Consider the following 17,312-nt stretch of genomic DNA (forward strand, 5'->3'; position numbering starts at 1 on the left):
CGTTTAGTTTGCTTAATTCAGGTGCGTGGGTGATCCTCTTATAAGGCAAGCCTAACCTTGGCTGCGATATCTGAGGCTCCACGAATGACAGCAAACTATTTGATCGGCCTGCGCGAAGGCCTCGAGGCGACACTCGTCGTTGTGCTCCTGATGGCATACCTGCTCAAAACCGGGAGGCAGCACCTGCTGCCCAGGCTGTGGGCGGGCGTCGGATTTGCCGTCGCCGTGTCGGCAGGGTTCGGTGCGCTGCTCACCTTCGGTCCGCGCGGCCTCACGTTCGAGGCGCAGGAGGCCATCGGCGGGAGCCTTTCCGTTGTGGCGGTGGCGCTGGTGACGTGGATGGTTTTCTGGATGGCCCGCACGGCCCGTACCCTCGGCACCGGACTCCGCTCGCAGGTGGACCGGGCTGCAGGTGGCGCCGGGTGGGGGCTCGCCGCCGTCGCCGCACTGGCCGTGGGCCGGGAAGGCCTTGAAACCGCGCTCTTCCTGTGGGCGGCTGCCCAGGCCACGGGAGAGTCGGCAACGCCGCTGTTCGGTGCGTTGCTGGGGCTGGCCACCGCCGTCCTGCTCGGGTTCCTGCTGCACCGGGGTGTCCTCAAGATCAACCTCGGCGCGTTCTTCACCTGGAGCGGCGCGGCGCTGATCGTCATCGCCGGAGGCGTGCTTGCCTACGCTGTCCACGACTTCCAGGAGGCCGGGATCCTCCCCGGGCTCCACAGCCTGGCCTTTGACGTATCGGCGGCGATCCCGCCGTCGTCCTGGTACGGCACCCTGCTCAAAGGCACCCTGAATTTCTCGCCTGCCACCACATGGCTGGAAGCTGCTGCCTGGCTGCTGTACGTCCCGGCCGTGCTCTTCTTCTACCTCCGCTCCAACCGACGTGCCCGCGCATCATCCCGTCCGGACACAGCTGCCCGGGCAACCGTCGCGGCATCCTGACCCCCACCCCCGCACCCCAAGGACCAACCCCATGCCCAGCCCCAGCCTGCCCAATTCCGCCCCGTCCGCAATCCACCCGCAGGGCCGCCGGCGTGGCCCTGCCAGCCGCCTGGCCGCTGCAGCCGCCGTCGTGGCTCTTCCGCTGATGCTGGCTGCCTGCACGGACAATGCTGCGCCGTCGTCCTCGGCCGGGGCCGACGGCCCGATCCGGGTCACCAGCACCGGCGATGCCTGCAAGGTATCCACGGCGTCCGCGAAGAGCGGCAACCTCACGTTCGCCGTCCAGAACGACGGCGATCAGGTCACCGAGTTCTACCTGCTGGCCGAAGACGGCCTGCGGATCCTGGGCGAGGTGGAAAACATCGGGCCCGGCCTGACGCGGAACCTGGTGGTCACAGTCCCTGCAGGGAAATACAACACGGCCTGCAAGCCTGGCATGGTGGGCGACGGCATCCGGGCCGGTTTCGACGTGGTGGACTCCGGCACACAGCCTGCCGTCGACAGCGACCTGAAAGCGCTCTCCGACCAGGGGACCGCCCAGTACGTGGCCTACGTCAAGGACCAGACGGAGCAGCTGCTGGCCGGTACGAAGAAATTCGCCGAGGCCTACGCGGCCGGCGATGCCGCCACTGCCAAGGAGCTTTACGCCGCAACGCGCATGCACTGGGAACGGATCGAACCGGTGGCCGAGTCCTTCGGCGACCTCGACCCCAAGCTGGACGCCCGCGAGGCGGACCTGGCCGAGGGCGAGGAATGGACCGGGTGGCACCGCGCCGAAAAGGACCTGTTCCCGCCGGCCGGGTTCCAGGCCCTTAGTGCGGCGGAGCGTGACAAGCTCGCTGCCCGGCTGGTGGCCGACACGGAAGAGCTGGCCAAGCGCACGCGGACCGTGGAGCTCACCGCCGACAAGCTGGGCAACGGCGCCAAGGAACTGCTGGACGAGGTGGCCACCGGCAAGGTCACTGGTGAAGAGGAAATCTGGTCCCACACGGACCTCTGGGACTTCCAGGCCAATGTGGACGGCGCCCGGATCGCCTTCGAAAACCTCAAGCCCGTGCTAGAACAAAAGGACCCGGAGCTTGCCAAGAGCCTCGACACCAAGTTCGCCGCGCTGCAGGCAGAACTGAAGACCCACGCCCGGGGTGACGGCTTTGCCTACTACAACGAGCTGAGCTCCGAGCAGGTCCAGCGCCTCGCCGCCCTGGTGGATTCCCTGGGCGAGCCGCTGTCCAACCTCACCGCGGCAGTCGTGCTGTGACCGGCTGCCCTTTCGGCGGGGGCCAGGGCCGTGCGGGCCGGGACGGTGCGGGCCAGGGCCGTGCGGGCCGGGACGGTGCGGGCCAGGGCCGGCAGGCCACGTCCCAGGAAGGGCCGCGGGCCGGCCCGGCTGCCACGCGCGGCGTTTCGCGCCGCGGCCTGCTTTCCTTCGCGGGGGTCGGGGGCGCCGGCGCGCTGGCCGGCCTCGCCGCCGGGCTGTGGGGACGCGACGCCGTCGTGGCGGCAGTACCTGCCGACGATGCGCCGGCCAACGACACCGTGCCGTTCCACGGGGAACGCCAGGCGGGAATTACGACGGCGGCGCAGGATCGCCTGCACATGGCCGCCTTCGACCTCATCACCGAGGACCGGGACGAGCTGATCCGGCTCCTGAAAGACTGGACCGCCGCCGCTGAGGCGATGACCCTGGGCCGGGAAGCCGGAGAAACCGGCGCAGCCGGCGGCTCCTACGATGCGCCGCCGCAGGACACCGGCGAAGCCATGGGCCTCAGCGCCGGCAAGCTCACCGTGACCTTCGGCTTCGGCGCCGGCCTGTTCGAAAAGGACGGGAAGGCGCGGTTCGGGCTCGAGGGCCGCCGCCCGGAGGCCTTGATCGACCTGCCGCACTTCCCCGGCGATGACCTCCAGGCGGGACGCAGCGGCGGTGACATCATCGTGCAGGCATGTGCCGACGATCCCCAGGTTGCCGTGCACGCCATCCGCAACCTGGCACGGCTGGGGTTCGGGAAGGTCCGCGTCCGCTGGTCCCAGCTGGGCTTCGGACGCACGGCCTCCACGTCCCGGGCACAGCAGACGCCCCGCAACCTTTTCGGCTTCAAGGACGGCACCAACAACCTCAAGGCTGAGGACACGGACCTGCTGGAGAACCACGTCTGGGCGGAAGCCGGCACCCGGCCGGAAGAGGCCTGGATGGAGGGCGGCAGCTACCTGGTGGCCCGCCGGATCCGCATGCACATCGAAATCTGGGACCGGACATCGCTGGGCGAGCAGGAAGCCCTGATCGGCCGGACCAAAGCCGAGGGCGCCCCCTTGTCCGGCGGCAAGGAATTCACCGCCCCGGACTTCACCATCAAGGGCAAGGACGGCGAGCCCCTGATGGGCATGGATTCACATGTCCGGCTGGCCCACGCCGACCAGAACGGCGGCGTCCGGATGCTGCGCCGAGGGTACAACTACACGGACGGTTCCGACGGGCTGGGGCATCTCGACGCGGGGCTATTCTTCATTGCCTTCGTCAAGGACCCGCGCACCCACTACGTGCCCATGCAGATGGCCATGGCCAAACAGGACACCCTGGCCGTGGAGTACCTCAAGCACACCGGCTCCGCCCTGGCCGCCGTGCCGCCGGGCACCAAACCCGGCGGCTACATCGGCGAAGGGCTGTTCAGCTAAGGCCGGCCGAGCCCGCAGCTGAAGCGGGCTGCTCCTGCACTGCCAGGTACGTGAACAGCTGACGCAGCCCGAAACGCCAGGGTGGCAGCTCCTCGACGGCACCCACGGTGTTGACCAGGGCGCCGAGGTGGCGGCTGCGGATGGTGACCACGTCCCCCATCTTGTGGGTGAATCCCTGGCCCGGCTGGTCCCGGTCCTGCGTGGGTGCGAACAGCGTGCCGGTGAACAGTGCGAAGCCGTCCGGGTACTGGTGGTGCTTGCCGAAGGTGGCCGCCACCAGCTCCTCGAATGGACGGCTGATCCTGGCCACGGTGTTCCGGCCCTCCAGCAGGTACCCGTCCGGTCCCTCCACCCGGAGCAGGATCTCTTCCTGCCGCAGGGTCTCGAGGGTGAATCCGCCGTCGAACAGCCGGATCAGCGGCCCCAGCGCGCTGGAGGCGTTGTTGTCCTTGGCCTTGCCCAGCAGCAGGGCGCTCCGCCCTTCGACGTCGCGGAGGTTCACGTCGTTGCCCAGCGTGGCGCCCACCACCTTGCCGGCGGACGTGGAGATCAGCACGAGTTCCGGCTCCGGGTTGTTCCAGGAACTGAACGCGGGAATCCCGACGCCGGCACCGAGGCCTACCGAGGACAGCACAGGGGCCTTGGTGAAGACCTCCGGGTCCGGGCCGATGCCCACCTCAAGATACTGCGACCACAGCCCTTCGGCGGTGAGCACCCGCTTGGCTTCGGCAGCTTCGGGGGAGCCTGGCCGTACGTCGCCGATGCTGCCGCCGAGTGCCCTGCCCACGAGCTCACGCATTTCCGTGGCCCTGCCGGCATCTCCGGCGCAGCGCTCCTCGATGACGCGCTCGATCATGCTGTCCACAAAGGTGACCCCGCAGGCCTTGATGACCTGGAGGTCAACGGGAGCCAGCAGGTGCGGACGGGAAGTGTCCTGCGCCAAGGACGCTTCGAGGACGTCCGCCGTCTTCCACCGTGGCACTGTCAGGGCGGAACGGACGTCCGCAGCGGGTTCCGAACGTTCCAGCAGTTCCGACACTGTCCCGGCGAGGTGCTGCAGATCGAACACGTCCCCGCCCCGAACCGCCACAACCCGGGGACCGGAGGTTTCCGCGTCCCAGAGACGGCCGATGAGAAGGGCGTCCTCCGCGTCCTCCGGAAGGACGGCCGCGACCGACGCCGGCAGCGCCGTCACAGCAGGCCTTCCGCTCGTGCGGACGGGCGCTGCCAGACGCCGTCGACCCTTTGCGGAACGTTCCAAGGGTTGGCATCCTGCAGCGGCTCCGGCAGCCGCGGCTGCGGGAAGGACTGGTAGGCCACCGGCCGCAGGAACCGCCGGATGGCGGCCGTCCCCACGGATGTGGTGCCCGACGTCGTGGCCGGATAGGGGCCGCCGTGGTGCTGGGCGTAACTGACGGTCACTCCTGTGGGCCAGCCGTTCCAGAGCAGGCGCCCGCTGATGTCCGCGAGCCTGCCGGCAAGCTCCGCGATGTCGTCCCCGGCTTCGGCCTGCAAGGTAGTGGTCAGCTGGCCTTCCAGGAGACCGGCAAGGCCGGCCAGTTCGGATCCATCGCTGTACTGCACCACCAGGCTGGCGGGCCCGAACATCTCCTGTCGGAGGATTCCGGGATCGCGGCGGACCGCTTCGGAAGTGGTCAGCAGGACGGTGGGTGCCGGAGCCTCGGCGAAGTCGCCGTCGAGCAGCACCTGAACGCCCGCCGTGTCCCGCAGCGCGCCGACTGCCTGCCGGTAGCCCTGGTGCAGCCGTTCGCTGAGCAGCTGGGCGGGAGCGAAATCCCTCAAGGCATTCCGGAGGCTGTCCCGGACCTCGTCCGTTTGTCCGGCGGGGACGAACAGCACGCCCGGTTTGGTGCAGAACTGCCCCATGCCGAGGGTGAAGGAGCCGGCGTAGCCAGTGACGATCTCGTCGCGCCGCGCGGCCCAGGCGTTGCCGGTGACGAAGACGGCGTTGATGCCGCCCAGTTCCCCGAAGAAGGGGATCGGTTCCGGCCGCGCGGCCGCACGGTCGAACAATGCCCGGCCGCCCGCCGTCGAACCCGTGAAACCGATGGCCTTCACCAGCGGGTGGTCAACCAGCGCTTCGGCAGCCTGGCGGCCGGTCACCAGGGAGAAGAGGCCCGACGGCGCCCCGGCGGCTTCCAGCGCGGCGGTCACCGTTTCGGCGGTGCGGACCGCGAGCTCCCGGTGGCCGTCGTGTGCCTTGTGCACGACGGCGCAGCCGGCCGCCAATGCAGACGCGGAATCACCGCCCATCACGCTGAAGGCGAAGGGGAAATTGGATGCCCCGAAGACCCCGACGACGCCGAGCGGAACGTTGTACCGGCGAAGGTCGGGCCGCGGCCCCATGCCCCAGGCGGCATCGTCATGGTCGATCGTCGCGTCGAAGTGCTCACCGCGGCGGATTTCGTCAGCGAAAATCCGGAGCTGGAAGACGGTGCGCTTCAGCTCGCCCTGGAGGCGGGATTCGGCGAGACGGGTTTCGGCGACCGCAAGATCAACAAGGGCCGCAGCGTCGTCTTCCAGGCCGGCGGCTACCGCCTCGAGCCAGGCTGCCCTGGTTCCGGGACCTGCCGCCCGGCCCTTTTCGAAGGCCGCGTGCGCGGCCTCGACGGATGCGTCCAGTTCGGCTGCGGTGCTGTTCATCGGCCGGCTCCCGCAGGTGCCAGGCTGCCGCCGGTAACCGCCGCACGGTTGCCCACTTCGAGCCAGCCCGCGCCGGAGGGGAACTCCCAGCGCGTCCGGGAGGCGCTGAGCATTTCCGCCCCCGTGCCGGGGAGCTGCGGGGCGGCATAGCGTCCGCCAACGATCCGGACCGGCTCGGCGAAGTGCTCGTGGAGGTGGTCCACGTATTCGATCATGCGGCCGTCCTGGCTTCCGGTGATGGCGGCGTAGTCGAAGAAGGAGAAGTGCTGGACAAGCTCGCACAGGCCCACACCGCCGGCGTGGGGGCAGACCGGGACGCCGAACTTGGCGGCGAGCAGCAGGTTGGCGATGTTCTCATTGACTCCGCCCACGCGGGTGGAGTCGAGCTGCAGGACGTCGATGGCGTTGGCCTGCAGCAGTTGCTTGAACACAATCCGGCTTGCCACGGCCTCGCCGGTGGCCACGCGGACCGGTGCGACTCCCTTCCGGATCTCCGCATGCCCCAGGATGTCGTCAGTGCTGGTGGGCTCTTCGATCCAGTACGGGTTGAACTCCGCGAGCTGGTTGACCCATTCAACGGCCTCGGACACCTCCCAGCGCTGGTTGGCGTCGATGGCCATGGGGAGATCGCCCACGGCCTGCCGTGCGAGGGCCATGCGTCGGCGGTCGTCGGCGATGTCGCCACCCACCTTGAGCTTGATCATCGAGAAGCCGGCAGCTGCCGCTTCCTTGCTGAGCCGAACCAGTTTCTCGTCGCTGTAACCCAGCCACCCGGGAGAGGTGGTGTAAGCGGGGTAGCCGTCAGCCCGGAGGCTCGCGATGCGGGCCGCCTTGCCGTCCTGGCCCGCGCGGAGGATTTCCAATGCCTGCTGCGGGTTCAGGGCGTCGCGGATGTGGGTGAAGTCCACAACGTCCACGATCTCCTCCGGGGACATCTCGCTCAGGAGCAGCCAGAGCGGCTTGTTCTCGCGCCGGGCGCGGATGTCCCACAGGGCGCTGACCAGCGCGCCGGCGGCCATCTGCGTGACGCCCTTTTCCGGGCCGAGCCAGCGGAGCTGGGAGTCGTGGATGAGGCGCTTGGAGGCATTGCCCAGGTCATAGATCAGTTCGTCGATGTCCCGGCCGCGCAGAAGCCCCGCGTAGGACTCGATGGCGGCAGTGAGGATCTCGCTGCCGCGGCCGCAGCTGAAAACGAAGCCGTGGCCTTCGTCGCCCGCGTCGGTGCGGATGACGACGTAGGCGGCGGAGTAGTCGGGGTCAACGTTGACCGCGTCGGAGCCATCGAGTTCCAGTGACGTGGGAAAGCGGACGTCCTGGGTGGTGATGGAAGTGATGGAAGGCATGGATCTCTTCTCTCGGATCGATCTGGAGGGTGTGCATGATTTCCTATATGAATTTCAGTAATCATATAGGAAGAGTGATCCAGATCAAGTCCGCGGCAAAAGAAAACCCCGGCCGCGGGGCCGGGGTCTGATCGCTTTGGTCTACTGCACGACGTGCCGTCGGGGTGGGCCGCTGTCCTCCAGCGGCGCGAGGTCGGCGTGTCCTTCGAAGGCCTGGGCGAAGCGGGCAAAGGAGTTTCGGATGTGCTCCGCCATGGCCGCTTCGGCCTCTTCCGGCCGGCAGGCCTGGATGGCCTCGCGGACAGCCGAGTGCTCCGCGACGGTGATGGCGCCGTCGACGTCGGCCGGGTAGAGGCGGAAAGTGTGCAGGTGGCAGTGCGTCTGGGCAAAGGCGTGGCGGACCACGGTATTGCCCGCGGCGGCGAGGATGGTGTCGTGGAACCTGGTGTCATGGGCCACCAGGTCCTGCCGCAGGTCGCCTTCGGATTTCATGGCCCCGCGGAACGCCTTAATCTCCTTCTCCAGTGCGGAGGCGGGATTGGCCAGCCGGTCTACGGCAGCAGCCCGCGCAGCCCAGGGTTCCACCAGCAGCCGGAATTCAAAGAGGGAGCGCAGTTCGGCCAGGTCCAGCAGGGGAGTGGTGCTGTAGCCCTTGCCGGGGTTGTAGACCACCAGGTTGTCGCCTTCCAGCCGCTGAAGCACCTCGCGCACCGGCGTCTGCGAAACGCCCAAACTTCGCGAAACGGCGTCGATGTTGATCCGGGTGCCGGGCGCGATCTCACCCTCGAGGATGGAGGCGCGCATCGCTGTATACACATCGCTGACGGCGGCTTTGCCTCGGGAGATATCGGAAGACTGACGTGGGGGCACGCGCTGACCTCTTAGTGCTGGTTGGGGTGGTGTCCGGGTTGGAGTCGCTGGGGGAATCATATTCCACCGGGCTGGGGGTGCTCTTGCGGCCGATTTTTCAGGAGGGCTTGATCTGGATCACATTTTCTATATGATTAACCCGATTCCTATATGATTTGGCATCGATATCTTCGGTGTCTTCCCCAGGCGCCCCAGGCGCCCGAAGCCATGTTCACGTCGAAGGAGACCACATGACTGCGCTCGGAAGTAAAGTTGCCAGCACGTCACCGACAAAAGATCCCCGAATGATGACCCGGAAGCGCTGGGTCATCATTTGGCTTGCTTTCATCGGGTTGAGTATCAATTACCTTGACCGCTCCAGCCTGAGTGTCGCCTTGCCGTTCATGGGCAAGGACTTCGAGCTAACCGCCACCCAGCAGGGCCTCATCTTTGCCGCCTTCTTCTGGGCGTACGACTTCTGCCAGCTTGCGGCCGGGTGGTACGTGGACAAGGTGGGGCCGCGCAGGTCGTTCTCGCTGGCGGCCGTCTGGTGGTCCATCTTCACGATGGTGACCGCTGCCGCTACAAGCTTCTGGTCCCTGTTCGCGGCCCGCTTCCTCCTCGGCGTCGGCGAAAGTCCCGCGCCCAGCACGGCGGCGAAGGTGGTGGCCACCTGGTTCCCGGTCCGTGAACGTGCTTTCGCCACCAGCATCTGGGACTCGGGGTCCCGTGTGGGGGCCGTGATCGCGCTGCCCATCGTGACCCTGATCGTGGCACTGACCTCGTGGCATGCAGTGTTCATCATCATCGGCGTCGCCGGCCTTATCTGGGCTGCCGTCTGGTGGAAGGTGTACCGCAGCCCCCAGGAGCACCCCGGCGCGAACGCCGCCGAAGTGGCCTACATCGAAGAAGGCGGTGCCCGCGGCGAAGGCAGCGACGACGCCGACGCAGCCAAGCTGCCCTGGCGCTCACTCTTCAAGTACCGCACCATCCTCAGCATGATGTTCGGCTTCTTCTGCCTGAACAGCGCCATCTACTTCTTCATCACGTTCTTCCCCAGCTACCTCGTCAAGGAGCGCGGATTCGACCTGCTCAAGCTGGGCTTCTTCGGAGCCATCCCCGGCATCTGCGCGGTGCTGTGCGGCTGGCTGGGCGGATACCTGGCCGACCGTGCCGTGCGGGCCGGGGCGTCCGTCACCAAGGTCCGCAAGACCGCTATCGCCGGCGGCCTCGCCGGAGGCTCCGTCATTATGTTTGCAGCGCTCGTTCCGGAAGCCTGGATGGCGCTGGCGCTGCTTTCCGTCGCCTACTCAAGCCTCACCGTCGCAGCAACCGGCATCTGGTCGCTGCCCGCGGACGTTGCGCCGAGCTCCAGGCACGTCGGATCCATTGGCGGACTGCAGAACTTCGCCTCCAACCTGGCTGGCATCTTCACCCCGATCCTGATCGGCGTTCTGGTGGATCAGACCGGTTCCTTCGTCGCGCCGCTGGCGGTCATTGGAGCCGTCTCCCTCGTGGGGGCCGCCAACTACCTGTTCGTCATGGGAAAGATTGAACCCTTGAAGGTCAAGGAGTCCGTAGCGGCTGCGTAACTGCAAGACGGGGCGGCGGTTGCCCGGAGGGGTTGCCGCCGCCCTTTTGCATGCCCGGCCGCACCGCTTGCTTAATGCGTTAGTGGCGACTAACGTATTTTCTGTGCCCGATCTTCTGGAAGTCGCAACGGAGCCCAACAGGCGGGCGCTGCTTCGGCTGCTGGCGGAGGGGGAGAAAACGGTCACCGAACTGTCCGGCCATTTTCCGGTCAGCAGGTCGGCCATCTCCCAGCACCTGCTGCTTCTTTCGGAAGTGGGGCTGGTGACCGCCCGGAAGGACGGCCGGAACAGGTACTACCGCCTGGATGGCGCCGGGATGGTCCGGCTGCGTGAACAATTCGAGGCCTTCTGGACAACCGAACTGGACCTGCTGGTGGCCGACGCCGGCCGGCTGGGCCAGCAACCATCGCAAGGGAATTCTGATGACATTCAATAAGACAGTATTCATTCCGGTTGACCCGGACGCCGCCTTCGAGCTCATCACGCAACCGGAGCGGTTGCGGCGCTGGAAGACCGTGGCGGCGCGGGTGGATCTGCGCGTGGGCGGAGACTACCGCTGGACCATCACGCCGGGGCACTCGGCGATGGGAAGTTTCACTGAAATCGAGCCGGGAAAGCGGATCGTCTACACATGGGGCTGGGAGGGCGACGCCGGGCTGCCGCCGGGAGCGTCGACGGTGACCGTGAACCTGGAGGCTGTGGAAGGCGGAACCACGGTCCAGCTCATTCACGAGGGACTCTCGGAAGAGCAGGAGGCAGGCCACGCAGAAGGCTGGAACCATTTCCTCGAGCGCCTCGTCCTCCTTGCCGCCAGCGGAGACGCCGGTCCGGACGAATGGGCTGCTGCCCCGGACCCCATCGATGAACTCTCCAGCGCCGAGGCGGCCCTGGCGGTTGCCCAGCGGGTCCTCCGCAAGCTGGGGGAATCAGACCTGGAATCAGCGACGCCGTGCGAGGACTTCACCGTTGACGCCCTCCTGGACCATCTCTTTGGTTCGATCGCATCGATCGGCAAAGCCCTCGGTGTGACCGTGCCTGATCAGCCGGCTGCAACACCCGAGGTGCGGATTGCCGATGCCGCGCAGGCCACCCTGGAGGCGTTCCGCGCCCGCGGCACCGAGGGAGCCCTCGACATGGGCTTCGCAGAACTGCCGGCAACCACCGTGGCCAACATCCTGAACCTGGAACTGCTGGTCCACGCGTGGGACTTCGCCCGGGCAACCGGCCAGGAGCTCAGCGTCTCACCGGTCCTGTCCGACTACGTCCTTGGCCTCGCCCGCAACACCATCAGCCCGCAGATGCGCGGCAAGAGCTTTGCCGAGGAAACCCTGGTTGATGAATCGGCGGCAAGCCTGGAACGCCTGGTCGCCTTCACCGGCCGGCAGGTTGCCGGGCTCTAGCGTCGTCGGGAAAGAACGAGACACGGGGGAGGTGCCGGAAATGGTTGATGTGGTGACGGAAGCAGTGATCCGCAGGCCGCCCGAAGCTGTCTACGACTTCGCGGCCAACCCGGACAACGCGCCTGCCTGGTACAGCAACATCAAGGCAGTCAAGTGGGAAACGGCCCCGCCGTTGGCCGTGGGCTCCAAGGTGGCGTTCAAGGCACAGTTCCTCGGACGGACCTTGGAATACGTCTACGAATTCACCGAGCTGGACCCTGGCAGAACGCTGGTGATGCGCACGGCCCAGGGGCCGTTTCCCATGCAGACCACGTACACCTGGTCGGCGGCCGACAGCGGTTTCACCCGGATGACCCTGCGCAACACCGGCACTCCGGCCGGCTTCTCCGCAGTCGCCGGCCTCGTCATGGCCCCGATGATGCGCCGGGCCATGCGGAAGGACCTCGCGAAGCTGAAGTCCCTTCTCGAAGGGGACGGTTCGCGAGCCCCAAGGGAAAACACGCAACGAAAGGACACATGATGAGCAAGTTCATTTACCTCTACAAGGGGCCGGCCACACCGATGGACCAGTTCACCCCGGAGCAGTCCGCTGAACAGATGGCCGCGTGGGGTGCCTGGATGGAGAAGCTGGGCCCGGCACTGGTCGACGCCGGCGCCCCCTTCGCCGGCGGCACCTCGATGGTGGACGACGGATCCGCCGCGGAAGCCTCCGACCTGAACGGCTATTCGATTGTGGAGGCCGAAAACCTCGACGGCGCGAAGGCGCTCGCGGACGGCCACCCGTTCCTGTCCGAAGGCAGTGGTAAGTTCAGGCTCGAGATCTTCGAGCTAGCCGATATGCAGATGTAGTAGTTGCCCCCGCCTGCCGGGAGCCGTACGAGAGGCACTGAATGGCCCACGCCGAAAACGGGATCACCATCGACCGCCCCGCCGCGGAAGTCTATGACTTCCTGGCCGACGGGCTTAACAACACGGCCTGGCGCAGCGGCGTCAAGGACATCGGGCTGGCCAGCGGCGACGCTGGCCAGCTCGGGGCCGTCTACAGCCAGACGCTCACCGGACCCCGGGGAAAGCCGATCCAGGGGGACTACCGGATCACGGCGGCGGAGCCCGGCCGGCTCCTCGCCTTCGACGTGGTTGCTGGTCCGGCACGGCCTCACGGCGAGTACATCCTGAGCGAATCAGCAGGAGGCACCTCCGTCCGCTTCGTCCTGGACCTGAAGCTCCCCGGCCTCATGAAAGTCCTGGACGGCCTGGTCACCAGAACAATGCAGGGTGAGGTTGCCCAGCTCCGGAAGCTGAAGACTGTCCTGGAAGCGCGGTAGGCAGACTCCGCGTCCCTGCCGGAAGCAGCCGATGTCGGTCAGGGGACTGCTCCGGAGAGCTCTGCCTCGAGGCGTTCGACGTCGGCGCGGTGGCAAAGTTCGGTGGCAGGTGTCATGACTGTGGCGCTTCCCGCGGCCACGGCGGCGCGGAAAGCCGCGTCAAGGGGGCGGCCCTGCGCGAGCCGCAGCACAAAAGCGCCCAGGAAACTGTCGCCGGCTCCGACCGTGCTGACCACCGGCACATCCGGCACGGTCAACCGGATCAGGCCGGACTTTGACGCGAGCAGAGCGCCGGCTTCGCCCAGGGTGAGGGCGACGTGTTCCGCTGACCCGTCAGCCACGAGGGCGGATGCCGCCTCCACCTGGCTCTGCTCGCTGTCGAGGGCCGCGCCGAAATGCGCCCCCAGTTCGCGGAGGCTTGGTTTGACCAGGAACACGCCCTCGGCAAGCGCTTCGGTGAGGGCCCGGCCGGAGGCGTCGACGATGCAGTGGGCGCCGGACTGGCGCGCCAGCCCGGCAACCCTGGCATAAAAATCGTCCGGCACGCCGGGCGGGAGGCTGCCGCTGGCCACCACGTATCCGCCCACCGGCATCGCCCCGGCAACACGGTCCAGGCAGGCCTGCCACTCCGGTTCCGAGAGCTCCGGGCCCTGAAGGACGAACCGGAATTGTTTCCCTGTGGAGGTCTCATCGACGGTGAAGTCCTGGCGTGTGCTTCCTTGGATCGGCACCGCCAGCGTGGGGATGCGCTCCGCTTCGATGAGCCTGCGGTAGGCCTCGCCGGTGGGCCCGCCTGCGGTGTACACGGCCAAGGTGTGTCCGCCGAGACGCTGGATGACCCTTGCCACGTTGATGCCTCCGCCGCCGGGATCGAGCCGGCTCGCGCCGCACCTGAGCTTGTGGCCGCTGCTGACCTGCTCGGTTGAGGTGCTGATGTCCAGCGCCGGGTTCACGGTCAGGGTGAGGATCGGCTTAGTGCCCAACTGCTGTGCGGCTCCCATGGCCCCAGCATAGGAGGCGGCGGAACCGTTCGTTGTTCCGCCGCTTCACGTCTTTTAGTAGGGGCCCGTTTTAGTAGGGGCTTGGCCGGGCACCGGCCCGCAGCGTGGCCTGAGATCCGGGGCAGCTAACGGCCGGCGGCCAGCAACCGCTCGATTTGCTCCGCGGCATCGCTGCCCGGTACCGGAGTGTAGACCACAATATGGAGGTCCGGCCGGTCCGACGGTGAGACCTGATGGTGCTCCAGCCTCAGGACGCCCACCGCAGGGTGGCGGAACAGCCGTTCCCGGGATTCGAAGCCGAGGATGTCGTACCGGTCCCAGCCCTCCTTGAACCCGGGACTCGTTTCCCTGAGCCGCTCCACCTGGTAGGCCACGTCCGGATCGCCCAGCCGCTGCCCGGCTTCTGCCCGGAATTCTGCCAGGAAGCGCCTGCTGGTGACGTCCCAGTCGGGCAGCAGTTCCTTCACGTAGGGATCGGTAAAGACCAGCCACAGCAGGTTCCGCTCCGCTGCGGCCACGTTCGCAATATTGGGATACAGCGCGGCGTAGGCCCGGTTCCAGCCCGTGACGCTCCAGTCGGGGGCCAGCGCGAAGGCGGGGTTGGGGCCCAGTGCGTCGAGGAGTCGCTGGATGTGGGCCGGCGCATCAACGGCCGCCGGGCCGGCCGACACCGGTACGGAATAGCCGCCCAGTGACAGGACATAGGAGCGGCCGGCCTCTGAGAGGTGCAGGGTGCGGGCCACAGCCTCAAGCACTTCCCGCGAGGGCCGGATGTCCCGTCCCTGCTCCAGCCATGTGTACCAGGTGACGCTGACCCCGGAAAGGAAGGCAATCTCTTCCCGCCGCAGTCCGCGTTCACGCCGGCGCGCCACCGGCGGAAGTCCGTACTCCGACCGCAGCGCCTGCTCGCGGCGTGCCCGCAGGTAGAGTCCCAGTTCCTTGCGCCTCTCGCCTGCCTCTTTCACAGTCACCAACACTAGTAGTCTGGTACTCCTACTACTAGTATCAGCACTGTCTTCCGCCATGCGGCCCGGGACGGCATGATCGGTACCATGCCTCCTCTTCGTTCACGTACTGTCACCCATGGCCGCAACATGGCCGGCGCCCGCGCACTGCTGCGCGCCTCCGGCGTCGCCAACTCGGACATCGGCAAGCCGATCATCGCCGTGGCCAACTCTTTCACCGAGTTCGTTCCCGGCCACACCCACCTCGCCCCCGTGGGCCGGATCGTCTCCGACGCCATCCTGGCCGCCGGCGCCGTGCCGCGCGAGTTCAACACCATCGCCGTGGACGACGGCATCGCCATGGGCCACTCCGGCATGCTCTACTCCCTGCCGTCCCGCGACCTGATCGCCGACTCCGTGGAGTACATGGTCAACGCCCACTGTGCCGACGCTTTGGTCTGCATCTCCAACTGCGACAAGATCACCCCGGGCATGCTCATGGCCGCGCTGCGCCTCAACATCCCGGTTGTGTTCGTCTCCGGCGGTCCCATGGAGGCCGGCCGCGTGACCCTGACCGACGGCTCCGTGCGCTCCCTGGACCTGGTGAACGCGATCGCCGACGCCGTGGACGAGTCCATCTCCGACGAGGACATCAACCTCATTGAAGAGAACGCCTGCCCCACCTGCGGTTCCTGCTCGGGTATGTTCACCGCCAACTCCATGAACTGCCTGGCCGAGGCCATCGGCCTGGCCCTGCCGGGCAACGGCTCCGTGCTCGCGACCCACACGGCCCGCAAGGCGCTGTACGAGAAGGCCGGCGCCACCGTCGTCGATCTGGTGAAGCGCTATTACGACGGCGACGACGAGTCGGTGCTGCCGCGCAACATCGCCACCGCTAAGGCCTTCGACAACGCCATGGCCCTGGACATCTCCATGGGCGGCTCCACCAACACCATCCTGCATCTGCTGGCCGCGGCCCAGGAGGCGGGCGTGGACTACGGCCTGGCCGAGATGGACGCCAAGTCCCGCCAGGTGCCCTGCCTGGCAAAGGTGGCCCCGAACGTCGCCAAGGACAAGACCTACTACATGGAGGATGTTCACCGCGCCGGCGGCATCCCCGCCCTGCTGGGCGAGCTGAACCGGGGCGGCCTCCTGCACAAGGACGTCCACTCCGTGCACTCCGGTGACCTGGACGGCTGGCTCGATGACTGGGACATCCGCGGCGGCAAGGCCACCGAAGAGGCGCAGGCCCTGTGGCACGCGGCTCCCGGCGGCGTCCGCTCCTCCACTGCGTTCTCCCAGTCGAACGAGTGGACCTCCCTGGACACCGACGCTGCGGAAGGCTGCATCCGCTCCGTGGAGCACGCCTACTCCAAGGACGGCGGACTGGCCGTGCTCCGCGGAAACGTGGCACTGGACGGCGCCGTGGTGAAGACCGCCGGTGTGGACGAGTCCATTTGGACCTTCTCAGGCCCGGCCGTCGTGTGCGAGTCCCAGGATGAAGCCGTGGAGAAGATCCTGAACAAGGGCGTCAAGGAAGGCGACGTGGTGGTCATCCGCTACGAAGGCCCCAAGGGCGGTCCGGGCATGCAGGAGATGCTCTACCCGACGTCGTTCCTCAAGGGCCGCGGCCTCGGCAAGAAGTGCGCCCTCATCACGGACGGCCGCTTCTCCGGCGGCACCTCCGGCCTGTCGATCGGGCACATCTCCCCGGAAGCTGCCTCCGGCGGCACCATCGCCCTGGTGGAGGACGGCGACATCATCAGCATCAACATCAGCCAGCGCTCCCTGCATCTGGAGGTCTCCGACGAGGTCCTCGCCGAACGCCGTGAGAAACTGCTGGTCAACGGCGGGTTCAAGCCCAAGGACCGGGAGCGCCAGGTTTCCGCCGCGCTGCGCGCCTACGCCGCGATGGCCACCTCCGCAGACAAGGGAGCGGTCCGGGACGTGTCCTTGCTGGAGCGCATCTAACAACTTATTGAGGCGGGCAGGCTGACGCCCGCCCGCCTCAACTGCCGCACTGTTCCTGATGCAGGCATTCTTCGACGGACTCCTCAACGCCAGCCCGCTGCTGGTGGCCTGTGTTGTGTTCGCGCTGGTCTTTGCTGAGGACGCCCTCTTCATCGGCTTCGTCATTCCGGGCGAAACCGCCGCCGTGGTGGGCGGGGTGATCGCCGGAAAGGGAGGCTTCCCGCTGCCAGTGATGATTGCCGTGGTGGTTTCCGCCGCGATCCTGGGCGACACTGTGGGCTACGAGATCGGCAAACACCTGGGCCCACGGCTGATTACCCGAAAGGTCTTTGACCGGAAGCGGCCCCAACTCGAGAAGGCGCGGGAGTTCCTCAGGCGGCGGGGCGGCCCGGCCATCTTCCTGGGCCGCTTCACCGCCTTCTTCCGCGCCGTGATGCCGGCACTGGCCGGACTCAGCGGCATGCCCTACCGGCGCTTCGCACTCTGGAACATCACCGGCGGCGTGCTCTGGGGGAGCCTCTTCGTAACCCTCGGGTACCTGGCCGGGAACCTCTACGACGAGGTGGCGCGCACTGCCGGCAGCGCCGCCGCCGTCGTTGTCGCCGCAGTGGCGG

The 17,312-nt window shown here is 67.3% G+C and carries 17 protein-coding genes; 11 read left to right on the forward strand and 6 right to left on the reverse strand.

The window, feature by feature from the left end:
• Positions 1 to 84: 84 nt before the first annotated feature.
• Genes efeU through efeB form a run of 3 tightly spaced genes read left to right on the forward strand, consistent with a single transcriptional unit; the run spans position 85 to position 3,609 of the window.
• Positions 85 to 939, forward strand: coding sequence for an iron uptake transporter permease EfeU (gene efeU / locus BS38_RS24730; protein ID WP_043438067.1), 855 nt, complete (start codon positions 85 to 87; stop codon positions 937 to 939).
• Between the two features lie 31 nt (positions 940 to 970).
• On the forward strand, positions 971 to 2,197 hold the full coding sequence (gene efeO / locus BS38_RS0108350; RefSeq protein WP_028270384.1) for an iron uptake system protein EfeO: 1,227 nt from the start codon (positions 971 to 973) through the stop codon (positions 2,195 to 2,197).
• Positions 2,194 to 3,609, forward strand: a complete 1,416-nt coding sequence (gene efeB / locus BS38_RS0108355) for an iron uptake transporter deferrochelatase/peroxidase subunit (RefSeq protein ID WP_028270385.1) — start codon at positions 2,194 to 2,196, stop codon at positions 3,607 to 3,609. The genes efeO and efeB overlap by 4 nt, the downstream gene beginning before the upstream one ends.
• Here the strand turns inward: efeB and BS38_RS0108360 are convergent.
• The 4 genes from BS38_RS0108360 to BS38_RS0108375 all read right to left on the reverse strand — a co-directional run bounded on the left by BS38_RS0108360 (position 3,602) and on the right by BS38_RS0108375 (position 8,486).
• A complete protein-coding gene (locus BS38_RS0108360) occupies positions 3,602 to 4,804 on the reverse strand; it encodes a fumarylacetoacetate hydrolase family protein (protein WP_028270386.1) in 1,203 nt (400 codons plus the stop codon). The two genes, efeB and BS38_RS0108360, sit on opposite strands and share 8 nt — an antisense overlap.
• Positions 4,801 to 6,273 (reverse strand): aldehyde dehydrogenase (NADP(+)), encoded by a 1,473-nt coding sequence (locus BS38_RS0108365; RefSeq protein ID WP_028270387.1) that lies wholly within the window; start codon positions 6,271 to 6,273, stop codon positions 4,801 to 4,803. Before BS38_RS0108365 ends, BS38_RS0108360 begins: the two co-directional genes overlap by 4 nt.
• Complete coding sequence (locus BS38_RS0108370; protein ID WP_028270388.1) at positions 6,270 to 7,616, reverse strand: L-fuconate dehydratase; 1,347 nt, start codon at positions 7,614 to 7,616, stop codon at positions 6,270 to 6,272. Before BS38_RS0108370 ends, BS38_RS0108365 begins: the two co-directional genes overlap by 4 nt.
• Positions 7,617 to 7,757: 141 nt before the next feature.
• Complete coding sequence (locus BS38_RS0108375) at positions 7,758 to 8,486, reverse strand: GntR family transcriptional regulator (protein ID WP_028270389.1); 729 nt, start codon at positions 8,484 to 8,486, stop codon at positions 7,758 to 7,760.
• Positions 8,487 to 8,716: 230 nt separating this feature from the next.
• Here BS38_RS0108375 and BS38_RS0108385 point away from each other — a divergent pair, with 230 nt between their 5' ends.
• The 6 genes from BS38_RS0108385 (at position 8,717) to BS38_RS0108410 (ending at position 12,782) form a co-directional block, all read left to right on the forward strand.
• Positions 8,717 to 10,057, forward strand: coding sequence for an MFS transporter (locus BS38_RS0108385; RefSeq protein ID WP_028270390.1), 1,341 nt, complete (start codon positions 8,717 to 8,719; stop codon positions 10,055 to 10,057).
• A 103-nt stretch (positions 10,058 to 10,160) separates the two neighbouring features.
• Complete coding sequence (locus tag BS38_RS0108390) at positions 10,161 to 10,493, forward strand: ArsR/SmtB family transcription factor (RefSeq protein WP_028270391.1); 333 nt, start codon at positions 10,161 to 10,163, stop codon at positions 10,491 to 10,493.
• A complete protein-coding gene (locus tag BS38_RS0108395) occupies positions 10,480 to 11,457 on the forward strand; it encodes a TIGR03086 family metal-binding protein (protein ID WP_028270392.1) in 978 nt (325 codons plus the stop codon). Before BS38_RS0108390 ends, BS38_RS0108395 begins: the two co-directional genes overlap by 14 nt.
• Before the next feature lie 40 nt (positions 11,458 to 11,497).
• Positions 11,498 to 11,977, forward strand: coding sequence for an SRPBCC family protein (locus tag BS38_RS0108400; protein WP_028270393.1), 480 nt, complete (start codon positions 11,498 to 11,500; stop codon positions 11,975 to 11,977).
• A complete protein-coding gene (locus BS38_RS0108405) occupies positions 11,977 to 12,306 on the forward strand; it encodes a YciI family protein (protein ID WP_028270394.1) in 330 nt (109 codons plus the stop codon). Before BS38_RS0108400 ends, BS38_RS0108405 begins: the two co-directional genes overlap by 1 nt.
• A 41-nt stretch (positions 12,307 to 12,347) precedes the next feature.
• Entirely contained in the window at positions 12,348 to 12,782 is a 435-nt protein-coding gene (locus tag BS38_RS0108410; RefSeq protein WP_028270395.1) for an SRPBCC family protein, read from the forward strand.
• A gap of 38 nt (positions 12,783 to 12,820) precedes the next feature.
• Here BS38_RS0108410 and BS38_RS0108415 read toward each other — a convergent pair whose 3' ends face one another.
• Positions 12,821 to 13,783, reverse strand: a complete 963-nt coding sequence (locus BS38_RS0108415; protein ID WP_028270396.1) for a 1-phosphofructokinase family hexose kinase — start codon at positions 13,781 to 13,783, stop codon at positions 12,821 to 12,823.
• Between the two features lie 125 nt (positions 13,784 to 13,908).
• Complete coding sequence (locus BS38_RS0108420) at positions 13,909 to 14,760, reverse strand: helix-turn-helix transcriptional regulator (protein ID WP_156037090.1); 852 nt, start codon at positions 14,758 to 14,760, stop codon at positions 13,909 to 13,911.
• 75 nt (positions 14,761 to 14,835) lie between these two features.
• Between BS38_RS0108420 and ilvD the strand changes: the two genes are divergently transcribed.
• Together ilvD and BS38_RS0108430 are read left to right on the forward strand one after the other, a co-directional pair.
• Complete coding sequence (gene ilvD, locus BS38_RS0108425) at positions 14,836 to 16,698, forward strand: dihydroxy-acid dehydratase (protein WP_028270398.1); 1,863 nt, start codon at positions 14,836 to 14,838, stop codon at positions 16,696 to 16,698.
• A gap of 58 nt (positions 16,699 to 16,756) precedes the next feature.
• Positions 16,757 to 17,312, forward strand: a 556-nt coding sequence (locus BS38_RS0108430; RefSeq protein ID WP_043438071.1) for a DedA family protein, incomplete at its 3' end; no start/stop codon positions are given.

Source organism: Arthrobacter sp. UNC362MFTsu5.1 (assembly GCF_000685965.1).
Taxonomy (GTDB): domain Bacteria; phylum Actinomycetota; class Actinomycetes; order Actinomycetales; family Micrococcaceae; genus Arthrobacter.

Excerpts from the sequence above, each read along its gene's own strand:
- BS38_RS0108405 (WP_028270394.1), top strand. The coding sequence starts at position 11,977 with ATGAGCAAGTTCATTTACCTCTACAAGGGGCCGGCCACACCGATGGAC.
- BS38_RS0108370 (WP_028270388.1), bottom strand. The coding sequence starts at position 7,616 with ATGCCTTCCATCACTTCCATCACCACCCAGGACGTCCGCTTTCCCACG.
- BS38_RS0108410 (WP_028270395.1), top strand. The coding sequence starts at position 12,348 with ATGGCCCACGCCGAAAACGGGATCACCATCGACCGCCCCGCCGCGGAA.
- BS38_RS0108415 (WP_028270396.1), bottom strand. The coding sequence starts at position 13,783 with ATGGGAGCCGCACAGCAGTTGGGCACTAAGCCGATCCTCACCCTGACC.
- ilvD (WP_028270398.1), top strand. The coding sequence starts at position 14,836 with ATGCCTCCTCTTCGTTCACGTACTGTCACCCATGGCCGCAACATGGCC.
- BS38_RS0108395 (WP_028270392.1), top strand. The coding sequence starts at position 10,480 with ATGACATTCAATAAGACAGTATTCATTCCGGTTGACCCGGACGCCGCC.
- efeO (WP_028270384.1), top strand. The coding sequence starts at position 971 with ATGCCCAGCCCCAGCCTGCCCAATTCCGCCCCGTCCGCAATCCACCCG.
- BS38_RS0108385 (WP_028270390.1), top strand. The coding sequence starts at position 8,717 with ATGACTGCGCTCGGAAGTAAAGTTGCCAGCACGTCACCGACAAAAGAT.
- efeU (WP_043438067.1), top strand. The coding sequence starts at position 85 with ATGACAGCAAACTATTTGATCGGCCTGCGCGAAGGCCTCGAGGCGACA.
- BS38_RS0108365 (WP_028270387.1), bottom strand. The coding sequence starts at position 6,273 with ATGAACAGCACCGCAGCCGAACTGGACGCATCCGTCGAGGCCGCGCAC.
- BS38_RS0108400 (WP_028270393.1), top strand. The coding sequence starts at position 11,498 with ATGGTTGATGTGGTGACGGAAGCAGTGATCCGCAGGCCGCCCGAAGCT.